Raw genomic sequence first — 12,728 nt, forward strand, 5'->3', positions numbered from 1 at the left:
ATTTATTTTCTATGATGCAGCTATTAACCCCCTTGAAAGCGTTACCGGCGCTTTTGCTACTGCTATCTGTTCATGCAGGAGCTACTAATCCGGGAAAACCCACTAATATAAGGTGTATGAGCAAGGCCAATCCGGTGGGTATTGGCAAACATCCTTATTTTGGCTGGCTGGTGAACGATAATGATGCCAATGAAAAACAAACTGCTTATGAAATTATAGTGGCCACCACCGCTGCCAGGCTTGCCAAAGGCGATGCCGATTGCTGGAGCAGTGGCCGCGTTACTTCTTCCCAACAAAATTATGTGTTCTTTACCGGTAGTCCGCTACAGGCGTTTACCCGCTATTACTGGAAGGTACGTACCTGGGATAAGGATGGTAATGTAAGTGCTTACTCGGATATGCAGCAGTTTGATACCGGCCCCTTTGCCGATGCTGACTGGCAGGGCAGTAAATGGATAAGCCGCACTACCAGTGATAAAGATGATTATACTTATTTCCGCAAAGCTATTACTACGGCCGATAAGCCCATAGCCAAAGCCATTGTGTATATGTCGGCTGCGCATAGTTACGAGCTGTATATAAACGGTAAACAGCTGGCCAAAGGCAGTGTGCATCATTACCCGCAATATCAATACTATCATGCCTATGATGTATCTAATGATATTACTAAAGGAAAGGTACAGCAGCTGGCAGTGCTTACCCACTGGTATGGTGGTGGACAAGGAAGGGCGGTGAATAAGCGTGGTTTATTGTTGAAGCTGGTGATTGATTATGCTGATGGAACACAAGCCGTAGTGGGGAGCGATGGCTCGTGGAAGCAACACCAGGCCGAGCAGTTTATTACCGGGCTAAAAAGTCGCAATGGAGAAGGTGTTGGCTTTATTGATAAAATGGATGCGCGCAAAATGATAAGCAACTGGAGTGGTGTGGGATATAACGATAGTGACTGGCAGGCAGCTGTGGAAGAAGGTGCGCCGCCTGTAGCGCCCTGGGTAAATCCGTTGCAGAGCGATCTGGCACGGTTGATAGAAAAAGAGATCACACCTAAAAGTATTACCCGTTTAAAAAATGGCAGCTATATTATAGACCTTGGTAAAATATATGCAGGTGTGCCACGTATTCGTTTTGCCAATGGAAAGGCAGGCGACACGGTAGTGATGAGAGGTGGTTTTGTGTTGAATGAAGATGGCGCGGTTTCTGCCACATTAGATCAGAACACGAACCTGGAATATAGCTTTGTGTTGAATGGCAAAGAGGCCGTTTTTCAGCCCATGGTATACCTGGGTATACGTTACCTGCAGGTGAGCAGCTCACCGGTGCCATTGACAACAGAGAATGTACAATTTGTAACACGTCATTATGAACTGGATCCCACGCAGTCGGAGTTTTATTCTTCTGACGATATGTTAAACCTGGTATGGGAGTTAATGAAACATTCGTTGCTGGTGGGCGCGCAGGAAGGGTTTGTAGACACACCTACCCGTGAAAAGGGAACGTTTCTAGGAGATGGCTGGTCGGAAGCGGTGCCGGCTATGAGTGTAACGTACGACAGGGTGATGAGTGACCGGGTATTAAAAGAATTTTTGCAATCGCAGGATCAGTACTGGCCTGATGGCCGGTTGAATTCGGTATATCCGAATGTGGATGGTAAGCGGGATATCCCGGATTATACACAGGCCTTTTTAGTGTGGGTATGGGATTATTATATGCAAACCGGTAACACCGATTTTTTGCAGGAGAACTATACCCGCCTGGTAAAGGTTGCCGAGTATGTGGCTTCGTGCCGCGATGCACAAACAGGGCTGATTACCCGTTTGGCAGGTGGCTCTGGCCCTTACCTGTATGGTATTGTTGACTGGCCACAGGTAATGCGGTATGGATATGATATGAATGCAGAAGCGCGTACAGTAATGAATGCTTATGCCTATACTGATTTTACGATTATATCTCACATAGCGGGTGTTTTAGGTAAGGCCACAGATGTAGCTGCTTATGCGGCCAAGGCGGCCGATATTAAAACGGCTATGAATACATTGCTGCTGAACAAAGAGGGTGTATATCATGATGGTTTGCTGGCTGGCGGGCAACCAAGTAGTCACGTATCGCAACACGCCAATATTTTCCCGTATGCGATGGGTATAGTACCGGATGCACAAAAGGAGAGTGTGGCGAGTGAAATAGTGCGGCAGAAAATGAGTGTGGGTATGGTGTGTTTACGCTACCTGCCCGAAGCGGTAGGTTTGGCTGATAAGGGTGAACACTTAATAAACCTGTATACCAATACCGAGTGGGATGGATGGGCTAAGAATATTAAACAAGGGGCAACGGTTACCTGGGAAGCATGGGATGCGGATGTAAGAAATGAAAGTATGTGCCACCCCTGGGGTGCTGTGGGCTTGCTGGCTATGCAGCAATATATGTTAGGGGTAACTGCTGCAAAGCCGCAATATGAAGAGGTGCAGGTAAAACCATTGGATTTTGGCAACAGGTTACAAAAGGCGCAGGGTAAAATTCCTACAGACAGGGGTGTGATACAAATAGCATGGCAGCGTAAGGAGCATGTGTATGATATGCAGCTGACTTTGCCGGTAAACATGTCGGGCGCTGTGTTTGTGCCAGCGGGTGCAGGTAGTGATAACCTGGTAGAGGTGAATGGTAAAAAGGTGCAGGGTGAAAGGCAAGGCCGTTATATCAGGCTGGCGAATATAGGGTCGGGCACTTACCAGTTTAAGAGAGTGTTGTAAGCGATACAAAAGACATTGGCCCGGTGATAGCATAGTTGTCCCGGGCCAATTGTATTATAAGGATGGCTTGTTTATTAATCGTTTATATCCAGATGGTATTTATCTAACAACCCTGCCAGGTTGTTGGCGGTAAACCGGGCTTTCTTCAATTTGTTTATTTCCGGGTCTATAGAGAAATTGTAGGCTGTTCTGAAATCTGCTTTTTCCAGCTGGGTATTGGAGAAACGGGTGTTGGCCATATCGCACTGGTCAAATACAGATGCGGACAAATCAGCATCGCTGAATTCCACTTCTTTTAAAGAGCATTTGCGAAAGAGCGTCTTCTTTAATTTTGTGCCCAGGAAAATGCAGTAATCCAGCTGGCAATCGTGAAAGGTAAAAGAGAATAGGAATTTATTGCACTGGGTAAAGTCTACGCCCATTATTTTACACTCTGTAAACACGGCATCCCTGAAACCTGCGCCGGCTATCTGCGCCATCGAAAAATTGCACTGTTTAAAATGGCAGCTCTCAAATTCGTTGTTGCGCAAATCGCTTTTGGTGAAAAGGCAGTTGATAAATTCGCAATGAACAAACTCGCGGTTCGTTAATGTTTTTTCGGTATAGTCTACGTTAGAAAATACCTTATTCTGATGTACTACCGGATCGTTGGAACTGCCCATAGATGTTGTGTTAATGTGTAGGGGGACAGCAACAAAAGTAAGTGTATTGTGGTAAACAATGTTTACTTACGCTTTTTTCTTTTTAAACAGGGAATTGAAGTGCCTGATGTAAGCCAGCTGGAAGTTTAAAGTGGTTAAATCCATTTTAGTATGCTGTTGCTGGTAATACTTGTCGTTATGAATAATGGTGGAAAAGTACAAGCCCCAGGCAGGTTGTATATAACCTAAGGATGTGCGGGCAAACACCCTGGGATATAGCTTGAGGTGTAGTTGTTTGAATTCGCGCCAGTCGTTGCCTGCATTTAATCCCATAGTGGCTATGCCAGACAACTGCCAGCGTTTTTTAATGACCCATGAATAGGCATACCCTGCTCCCAGGCCTACCTGCATGGTAACAAAGTTGTTACGACCTGTGATGCCTATTTCATTGATATTGTTTAAGCGGGTATGATAAATGCCGCCACCCAACACAAAGCTTCCTGCAGAAGTGAGCTGTATTTCTTTTTGCTGGAAAGCTGCTTTAGCCGAAAACCTTTTGTGGTTAAATAAATAGGTGGCTTCGCCGCCAATGCGCTGTATGGAAAGATTCGGGTATTGCGTAATGATTTTGGTGGGCAGGTCGTTATGGTAAAAGCCATGATAACGTTGAAAAAAAGCATCTATTACCAGTCGCCTGCCATACTTGTGTGCTTCAAAATCGAGAACACTTGTTTTGCCATATTTGTGCCTGTTGGATAATCGTATGCCCACCAGGCTGGCTTCAAAGTTAATTTTCGGATGCTGGAGTGAGTAGCCCAGGCCCAGGTTAAGCGGGCTGTTGGGTTCTATGATACGGCCATCATGTTTTATCTGGATGGCCCGGCGGCCCGTAAATACAGTAATGGTTTGCCGTTGTTCGTATTGTTTAATATAGTTGGTATCTACCCTTTGTTGAGTAAAGCCGCAATAAACGGTAATAAGCAACAGCAATAGCACTAAGGCACGCTTTCTTTTCAAATTGTACGGGTTTGGTTAAAACTGCACCAGCAATGCTGGTAGAGACAAATGTAGAGATTATAGAGGGATAACCCTTTTTGGCAGCCTTGAAGTAACCTTTTTGTAACATTTTTAAGCAAGTATTAAGCTGTTGCGGCCAGTTCGGGCGTGGGGCACTATAAAATGCTATAGCGGCATGAGTACAAAAGGATGTGGCCGGGCGTCTTTATAACTATATACAAAATGAGCTTTATGATGAGGAAAAGTAAATGGTTGCTGCTGCTTGCTGTGGTGGGCATGTTGTGGATGCTGCCGGTAAATGCCCGTGAACGTGCTACGGATTCTGTGCTGGTATTGAAAAATGCCCGGGTGATAGATGTGCTTACGGGAAAGATGACAGCAGGTGTTACCGTGGTAGTGCAGCATGGAGTAATTACTGCTATAGGCAAAAGAGCAGGTAAGCATGTGGTGGGAAAGGAAATAGATATACACGGGGGGTATGTGGTGCCGGGTTTAATAGATACACACATACACGTGGCCAACGGGCATGGCGTAAAACCGGAACGGGGATTAAGCCTGCTGAATTACCTGGTAAAACATGGTATTACTACGGTGCGTGATGCCGCGGGTAATGCAGAAGTGTTGCATACTTTACAAACCGAAATAAGGAATGGAGATGTGGTGGGGGCGGATGTGTATTACGCTGCTTTTATGGCGGGACGCTGGTATTACGACCGGGGCATTGGTTTAAGAAAAGAACCCTATATGGCGTGGGAACAATGTATAGAGCCGGGCGTGGACCTGGATAGTGCGATGGCAGCTGCAAAAGCTTGTGGTGCCACAGGTATTAAGTTGTATCATTCTATTGAAGGAAGTTACTTACCACAGGTGGTGCGGGCGGCTAAAAAGCAGGGCCTGAAAGTGTGGGGGCATGCAATGATGTATCCTGCCAAGCCGGTAGAAGTAGTAAATGCAGGAGTGGAAGTGTTATCGCATGTGTCTATGTTAACCTGGTTAAACCCAAGTGACAGCGTGCAAAGAATGTTTAGCGCGCGGATATATAGCAAGCTGACAACGCAGCAGAAAGATAGTTTGCTGGCATGTATAGATGTGAAGCCGTTTTGCGACGCCATGAAGGCGCATAACGCCATTCTGGATGCTACTTTGCGGGTGTCTTATCCAAGGGATGAATATGTGATGCCGTTGTTGAAACGGATATATCAGCAGGGTGTAAAAATCAGTGCCGGTACGGATGAGATCACCGATACAACGCAGCCTTACCCGCACCTGATGGAAGAGTTAGGTTATTTTATACATAATTGTGGTTTTACTACCCTGGATGCCTTGCGTAGTGCTACTATTATTGGCGCAGAAGCCATAGGAGAGGAAAAACATATAGGCTCTGTTACAGTAGGCAAGAAAGCTGATTTGCTGGTGCTGCAGGAGAACCCTTTGCAGGATATAGAGCACCTGAAAAAGCAGGTAATGGTAATACAGGCCGGAAGGATAATAACACAAGCGCTTTAGTCGCTTATAGCAACCCGTCTGTGCCATATTGCCGGCTCAGGTGGGTTATTTACTATTGGTAAAAAGGTATAACACCAGTAACGAAGCAGTGTGCCCGGAATTGTTTACCGGAACATGGGGAATGTTGCCATCGAAAAAAAGTGCGTCGCCTTCTTCCATTTCAAACGTTTTATCATCCAGCTGATAACTAAGCCTGCCTTTAAGGATATAGATAAATTCAAAGGCCATAGTGGTAACCTGCGGCCGGCTGGCGTTATGTTGTAGCTCCAGCAGGGAAATTTGAAAGGCGCCACCCTCGCTGGTATGCTCCAGGATAGAAAAATACTGGAACCCGCTGGCGCTTTCCTCCTTTTCGTAGGGGGAGAATAGTTTTTTAGGCAGGAAGTAATAGCCGGGGAAAAGATTTTCGGTATTCAGCTGCGCAAAAAAGGCTTCCGGGGCAATGCCCAGTTTATGAATAATGGTAAACAGGGTGGGAATGGTAGGTATCATCCTGCCATTTTCTATTTTAGACAGCATGGCAGAGCCTATGCCGGTTAAAGCTGCTAAGTCCAGCAGTTTCAATTCTTTCTCTTTGCGGTATTTTCTAATGATGCCGCCTATTTTAAAATAGGACAACTGTTCCTGTTCTTCTCTCACTTCTTGCTGCATGCCCTAAAAATACATGGTAATTTATTTCCTGGGAAGAAATATTTTAAGCCACTGAGATTAACAATTCGATAATCCGTTGCTTTGTTATTTTCCTGAAAAGAAATTTATTTTCGGTTTGGGAAAAATAATTGCTTCACAGGAAACTGCAAAACAAAACGTAGCATGACAGGAAGATGGGTGGAGTTTACGGGAGCGGGTGAGCCTTTTCGCCTGCGTACTGCGCAGGTGAGAACGTTGTTGCCGGGCGAGGTGCTGGTGCGAAACCGGTATACTACGTTATGTGGCAGCGACCTGCATACGTTTTGCGGGGTGCGGCAGGAAGTGTGCCCCACCGTGCTGGGGCATGAAATAGCAGGGGAGATAGTGGCCTTGCACCCATCGCATTCCGGCCTGGATAGCAGGGGCGAGGAACTGGTGGCCGGCAGTTGGATCACCTGGTCGGTATTTGCCAGTGATCCGCAATCGAAGCATGCCTTACAAGGCATGCCGCAAAAAGGAGAGGGATTGTTTAAATACGGCCATGCGAAGGTGGAAGGGGAAGAAGTATTTCACGGAGGGTTGGCGGAGTACTGCATATTAAAGCCGCATACGGCTATTCTTTTATTACCCGATTTTTTACCGCTGCCTGTAGCGGCTACTTTGAATTGTGCTATTGCTACAGTGGCAGGTGCTATGCGACTGGCAGGTAATGTACAGGGCAAGCGTGTGTTAATTACAGGTATGGGCTTACTGGGCATTACCTGTGCAGCTATGTGTAAAGATGCCGGTGCAACATGGGTAGTGGCAGCGGATGTGTCGGATGCACGGTTGAAAAAAGCCACCGGCTTTGGAGCAGATGAAACGCGGCTGTTAGATGGCGATACTCCGGCTTTGCTATCGGAAAAAGCAGATGTGGTGTTTGATATGAGTGGCGCTGCGGATGCAATGGAATGGGGCATTGATTGCCTGGGTATAGGAGGGCGTGCAGTGTGGGCCGGAGCTGTGTTTAAAGGACGCAGGCTACAGCTGGATGCGGAGAAAGTGGTGCGCAACCTGCTTACCATTCAGGGAATACATAATTACAACTATGATGATTTTGCCTATGCACTTGACTTTATGAAGCGTAACTGGAATCGATATCCTTTTGGGGAAGTGGTAGAAAAGGAGTTTACGTTGGAACAAACGCAGCAGGCTTTTGAATACGCAATACAACACAAGCCACTTCGGGTGGGCATCAGCATTTAATATCTTCTATGGCTAATAACCCGTTTAGAAAAGCGCAGTGGCGCATGCTGCTGATAACCATGTTTTGCTACCTGTTCTTTTATACGGGCAGGCATAACTTTGGCTGGGCGGCGCATGCGCTGGCAACTGAGTTGCAGGTAAGCTATGAGAAGATTGGATGGGTAAGTTTTGCCATGTTGCTGGGCTATGCGGTGGGGCAGTTTGTTAATGGAAACCTGGCCGATAGGTTTAGTCCACGTACAATGATAGTAACCGGCGGTATTTTATCGGTAGCGGCCAACCTGGCTATCAGTGTAGCCGATAGTTTTAACCTGGTGCTGGTGTTATGGGCTTTGAATGGTTATTTTCAGTCGATGGCCTGGGCGCCGGGCAGCCGCATTTTAACCAACTGGTTTGGTCAGCACGAGCGGCAAAAGGCTTTTAGCTTTTATACCATGGCGGCATCCAGCTCGTCCACGTTCACCTACCTGCTTTCTATTATGCTGGTGCAGCAAAACCAGCATTGGCGTTTGCTGTTCAGGTTGCCGGTGTTGTTTTTACTGGCCGCATTGATTGTCTTTTATTTTGTGGTACGCAATAAGCCTTCTGATATGGGCTTTGAAGATAGCATACCTGCGAGGGCCAAAGAAAATGGCATCAGCTGGCGGCAGCGGTATCAAACCGTGTTTGGTAATCGTCGTTTTTTGCTGGCCTGTTTATCGATGGGATTTGAAAGCATGGCGCGTTATACCCTGATATTCTGGGTGCCTGTATATTTTCTGGGAAAAGAATATAAATCGCATCCGGAACAAATGTGGGTGAGCCTTTTGTTACCGGCAGGCATGGCTATAGGCGCTTATTCCTTTGGACATATCTCTGACAAATTATTTTCGGGTAATAAGCCTTATGCTATTTCCACAGGTATGTTCAGTTGTGCATTGGTGGCTTTGCTTATTTATTTTTTTCCAGGCCAGCATGGTGTAATTACCGGCCTGCTGATGTTTATGGCGGGCTTTTTTGCCTATGGCCCGCAGGCTAATTTCTGGCCGTTAAGTCCTGAGTTGCTGGGCGCTGAATTTACAGGAACCGGTGTAGGTATAATGAATATGAGCGCGTACCTGTTTGCGGCGTTAGGCGAGCCGGTAATGGGTAAAATTATTGATGTTACCGGTAATGCTGCCATGGTGTTTATAGCAGTAGCGTTGCTGGCTTTTTTATCGTCGGTGATTATCCTTTTTGTCAATTCCTCAAAAAAAGTACTATATGTTATCAGTTAAATTAATTGTTTGCGATATGGCGGGTACTTCGGTACGTGATGATCGCGAAGTGGAAATGGTGTTTTTAAATGCGATTAAAAACACAGGCCTGCATGCGGATGAAAAAGAGGTGAATGCAATGATGGGTTGGAGTAAAATAAAAGTGTTTCAAACCTTGTGGGCTAAAGCATTGGGCGAACGTCATCCGGCTTTTGCAGAAAAGGTAAACGAATCGTACCAGGTGTTTACGGAGTTGCTGGAACATCATTACCGGACAGCAGACCTGGCACCTACAGTGGGTGCATTGGAGTTGTTTGCTTTTTGTAAGCAAAACGGTATAAAGGTGGCGCTGACTACCGGCTTTTACCGTAAGGTAACAGATATTATACTGGAGCGTTTAGGCTGGATGCAGGGGTTGAATGCTGATTACCTGGCGGAAAGTGCGGATGCGATCATTGATTGCTCGGTAAGCAGTTCGGATGTGGCAGAAGGCCGCCCCGCACCGGATATGATTTTCCTGGCAATGAAAAAGCTGAACATTACTCAGGCATCTGAAGTGATCAACATTGGTGATACGCCTTCCGATTTATTATCGGGCAAAAGTGCCGGGGTGAAACTGGCGTTGGGAGTAGCGAATGGTACGCATACTTATGAGGAGTTAAATGCGTTGCCTAATGACGGCATTTTGCCTACGGTAGGCCATTTGATAGAGTTGCTGAAACAGCAGTAGCTTTTGTGGTGATTGGTAGTAATTTAGCCAATGCTAATGATATTTTGACAGGCATGCTGTATGCTCGTAAAAAATGTTGATTTTTCTGCCAAAAACCGCTGTTCTGATGATTGCTACTGTAAGAAATATATGGCTGGTGGTGTTGTGTATATCGGCATTACCGGTACTGGCTCAAACAAATACAACTGTTGTATCGATAAGAGAACGCCTGTTGCTGGATAGCGGCTGGCGTTTTGCTTTTGGGCACCCCTACAATACCGATAAAGACTTTGGACATGCCACAGGTTATTTCTCGTACCTGGCCAAGGCAGGATATGCAGACGGGCCGGCTGATGCGGCGTTTGACGATCGTGCCTGGCGTAAGCTGAGCCTGCCGCATGACTGGGCAGCTGAACAGGATTTTAGCCCACAGGGTAGTTTTAGTCATGGATTTAAACAGGTGGGGCGTCATTTTCCGGATAAGTCTATCGGCTGGTATCGTAAGGCTTTTCATGTAACGTCAGCAGAACTGGGCCGCCGGATAACGGTGGCGTTTGATGGCGTGTTCCGGAATGCAACGGTTTGGATCAACGGGCATTTTCTGGGAGTAGAGTCGAGTGGCTACAGCAGTTTTGAATATGATATCACAGATTATATTAACTATGGCGGCAACAATGTGCTGGCAGTGCGGGTAGATGCCACTATGGAAGAGGGCTGGTTTTATGAAGGGGCTGGTATATACCGGCATGTGTGGCTGGTAAAAACAGCGCCCCTGCATGTGGCTGCGAATGGGGTAGTGGTAAATACGACTTTGGAGAACAATGCAGCACAGGTGCAGGCCGGCGTAACTATACAAAATGATGCTTTGCAGGGTAAGATGTGTGCCGTAAAGGTGGCGGTGGTAGATGCCGCAGGTAAAACGGTGGCAACTGCCTGGAAAGAAGGGGTGGAGGTGGCAGCCTTACAGCATAAAGAAATAGCATTAGCGTTGCGTGTAACAGATGCCAGACTTTGGGAGCTGGATAATCCTTATTTATATAAGCTGGTGACTACTGTTTTAGCGGAAGGAAAAGAAACTGATGTAACCACCACTTCGTTTGGTATTCGTACTATTCGCTTTGATGCCGCTACAGGGTTTTTCTTAAATGACAAACCCGTAAAACTGAAAGGAACCAATAATCACCAGGATCATGCGGGTGTGGGTACCGCTATACCCGATGCCCTGGTGGATTACCGTATACAGGCTTTGAAGGATATGGGAGCGAATGCTTACCGTTGCTCACATCATCCGCCTGCCCCGGAGTTGTTAGATGCCTGTGATAGACTGGGTATGCTGGTGATTGATGAAACCCGCCTGATGGGAACTTCCGGACAACCTTTGCAGGATTTGAAGCGGATGATAGTGCGCGACAGGAATCACCCTAGTATATTCTGCTGGTCGGTAGGTAATGAAGAATGGCGTATTGAAAACGGAGAAACCGGTGCGCGGATGGCCACTACGTTACAGGCCTATGCTAAAAGCCTGGATAGTACCCGGTATACTACGGCCGGTATTAGCGGAGGTTTTGCCAGCGGTATCAGTGATGTGCTGGAAGTGATGGGGTATAACTATCTGGGCAATGGTGATATAGAAGCGCATCACAAACGTTTTCCGCAACAGCCGGGTATGGGCACCGAAGAGGGTTCTACCTTTGCTACCAGGGGAGTATATGTGAATGATACAGCCAGGCAATACATGGCTGCCTATGATAGAAAGCCCCGCCCTTCTTTTTACAGTATTGAAGAAGGTTGGCGTTTTTATGCAGACCGGCCTTACCTGGCAGGCTTGTTTATATGGACAGGCTTTGACTATCGCGGAGAGCCAACACCGTTTGGCTGGCCTTCTGTGAACTCCTATTTCGGTATGATGGATATATGTGGTTTTCCAAAGGATGATTATTACTATTTGCAAAGCTGGTGGAGCAATAAGCCGGTGTTACACCTGCTACCCCATTGGAACTGGGCAGGTAAAGAAGGGCAGTTGATAGATGTGTGGGCATATAGCAATTGTGATGAAGTAGAGTTGTTGGTAAACAGGAAAAGTCAGGGCAAAAAGAGGATGACACGTAACGGCCATCTGGAATGGAAAGTACCTTATGTACCGGGTGTGCTGGAAGCGGTAGGGTATAAAAATGGTAAGGCGGTGCTTTGGGAAAAACGAATAACAGCCCAGGCGCCGGCAGTGATTACGCTGGCAGCGCATAAGCCTGCTGTTGTTGCTAACGGCAGTGATGTGGCAGTGGTAACGGTGGGTGTTACAGATGCGCAGGGACATGTGGTGCCTATGGCTGATAATGATATCACATTTGCACTTAGTGGCCCCGGAAGGATAATAGGCGTGGGTAATGGCAATCCTACTTCGCTGGAAAAAGAACAATTCCTGGATGAGATTACCAATCTGCCAGTGCAGCAGGTGGAGCGAAAAAATACGGAGGATAAAAAAGAGTTTGTGTATAAAGGGCAGTTTATGTTGCCTGCGGTATTAGATAGTACGGATATTACTTTCTTTTATAAAAGCATTGGCAGTATACAAAGTGTTACTGTGAATGGTGTTGTGCTGGCAAAGGATATTGCCCTGAATGCAGCGGGTAATGTGTTTTTGCTGAACAAGAGTGTAATAAAGCCGGGAATGAATGAAGTGTTGATCACTGGTAAACCTATTGCTAAGCTGCACGATTGGGATGTAGTAAATACAGATGCAGGAGTGGTGCAGGTGTTGCGTTACGCGGTGTCCTGGAAACGAAAACTGTTTAATGGCGCTGCACAGGTGATTATTCAGGCTGCCGGCCCGGCAGGTAATATTCAATTAAAGGCCAGTGGTAAAGGGTTGACACCGGCAGTGCTTACTATTCCTTCTTTATAAATGCTTTACAAATAGCAGTGTTAATGGGCGCGGAGGGAGAAGGTGAGTGAAATGTTCTTCAAAAGGTATAATGCCCCAAAAAGATGAAGTGCTTATTGG

The 12,728-nt window shown here is 46.6% G+C and carries 9 protein-coding genes; 6 read left to right on the forward strand and 3 right to left on the reverse strand.

Annotated features, from left to right (window positions below; translation table 11 throughout):
* The first annotated feature begins 116 nt into the window (after positions 1 to 116).
* Entirely contained in the window at positions 117 to 2,744 is a 2,628-nt protein-coding gene (locus FLA_RS00335; RefSeq protein WP_159445113.1) for a family 78 glycoside hydrolase catalytic domain, read from the forward strand.
* Between the two features lie 74 nt (positions 2,745 to 2,818).
* Here the strand turns inward: FLA_RS00335 and FLA_RS00340 are convergent, their stop codons facing one another.
* Positions 2,819 to 3,406 (reverse strand): pentapeptide repeat-containing protein, encoded by a 588-nt coding sequence (locus FLA_RS00340; protein WP_076379524.1) that lies wholly within the window; start codon positions 3,404 to 3,406, stop codon positions 2,819 to 2,821.
* Between the two features lie 66 nt (positions 3,407 to 3,472).
* Positions 3,473 to 4,402 (reverse strand): DUF4421 family protein, encoded by a 930-nt coding sequence (locus FLA_RS00345; protein WP_076379523.1) that lies wholly within the window; start codon positions 4,400 to 4,402, stop codon positions 3,473 to 3,475.
* Positions 4,403 to 4,633: 231 nt separating this feature from the next.
* Here FLA_RS00345 and FLA_RS00350 point away from each other — a divergent pair, with 231 nt between their 5' ends.
* On the forward strand, positions 4,634 to 5,908 hold the full coding sequence (locus FLA_RS00350; protein WP_159445112.1) for an amidohydrolase family protein: 1,275 nt from the start codon (positions 4,634 to 4,636) through the stop codon (positions 5,906 to 5,908).
* 45 nt (positions 5,909 to 5,953) lie between these two features.
* Here FLA_RS00350 and FLA_RS00355 read toward each other — a convergent pair whose 3' ends face one another.
* A complete protein-coding gene (locus tag FLA_RS00355) occupies positions 5,954 to 6,559 on the reverse strand; it encodes a helix-turn-helix domain-containing protein (RefSeq protein ID WP_076379521.1) in 606 nt (201 codons plus the stop codon).
* Between the two features lie 162 nt (positions 6,560 to 6,721).
* Here FLA_RS00355 and FLA_RS00360 point away from each other — a divergent pair, with 162 nt between their 5' ends.
* From FLA_RS00360 to galA, 4 genes are all read left to right on the forward strand, one after another.
* Entirely contained in the window at positions 6,722 to 7,783 is a 1,062-nt protein-coding gene (locus FLA_RS00360; RefSeq protein ID WP_076379520.1) for a zinc-binding dehydrogenase, read from the forward strand.
* 8 nt (positions 7,784 to 7,791) lie between these two features.
* Complete coding sequence (locus FLA_RS00365) at positions 7,792 to 9,039, forward strand: MFS transporter (protein ID WP_076379519.1); 1,248 nt, start codon at positions 7,792 to 7,794, stop codon at positions 9,037 to 9,039.
* Positions 9,026 to 9,748, forward strand: coding sequence for an HAD family hydrolase (locus FLA_RS00370; RefSeq protein ID WP_076379518.1), 723 nt, complete (start codon positions 9,026 to 9,028; stop codon positions 9,746 to 9,748). The genes FLA_RS00365 and FLA_RS00370 overlap by 14 nt, the downstream gene beginning before the upstream one ends.
* 106 nt (positions 9,749 to 9,854) lie before the next feature.
* Positions 9,855 to 12,629 carry a beta-galactosidase GalA gene (gene galA / locus FLA_RS00375; protein ID WP_076379818.1) on the forward strand — a complete coding sequence of 925 codons (2,775 nt, stop codon included), beginning with the start codon at positions 9,855 to 9,857 and terminating at the stop codon, positions 12,627 to 12,629.
* Positions 12,630 to 12,728: the final 99 nt, after the last annotated feature.

Origin of the sequence: Filimonas lacunae (genome assembly GCF_002355595.1) — a bacterium.
Taxonomy (GTDB): Bacteria; Bacteroidota; Bacteroidia; order Chitinophagales; family Chitinophagaceae; genus Filimonas; species Filimonas lacunae.

Coding starts and splice junctions, on each gene's coding strand:
- FLA_RS00335 (WP_159445113.1), top strand. CDS start 117: ATGAGCAAGGCCAATCCGGTGGGTATTGGCAAACATCCTTATTTTGGC.
- FLA_RS00340 (WP_076379524.1), bottom strand. CDS start 3,406: ATGGGCAGTTCCAACGATCCGGTAGTACATCAGAATAAGGTATTTTCT.
- FLA_RS00350 (WP_159445112.1), top strand. CDS start 4,634: ATGATGAGGAAAAGTAAATGGTTGCTGCTGCTTGCTGTGGTGGGCATG.
- FLA_RS00355 (WP_076379521.1), bottom strand. CDS start 6,559: ATGCAGCAAGAAGTGAGAGAAGAACAGGAACAGTTGTCCTATTTTAAA.
- FLA_RS00360 (WP_076379520.1), top strand. CDS start 6,722: ATGACAGGAAGATGGGTGGAGTTTACGGGAGCGGGTGAGCCTTTTCGC.
- FLA_RS00365 (WP_076379519.1), top strand. CDS start 7,792: ATGGCTAATAACCCGTTTAGAAAAGCGCAGTGGCGCATGCTGCTGATA.
- FLA_RS00370 (WP_076379518.1), top strand. CDS start 9,026: ATGTTATCAGTTAAATTAATTGTTTGCGATATGGCGGGTACTTCGGTA.
- galA (WP_076379818.1), top strand. CDS start 9,855: ATGATTGCTACTGTAAGAAATATATGGCTGGTGGTGTTGTGTATATCG.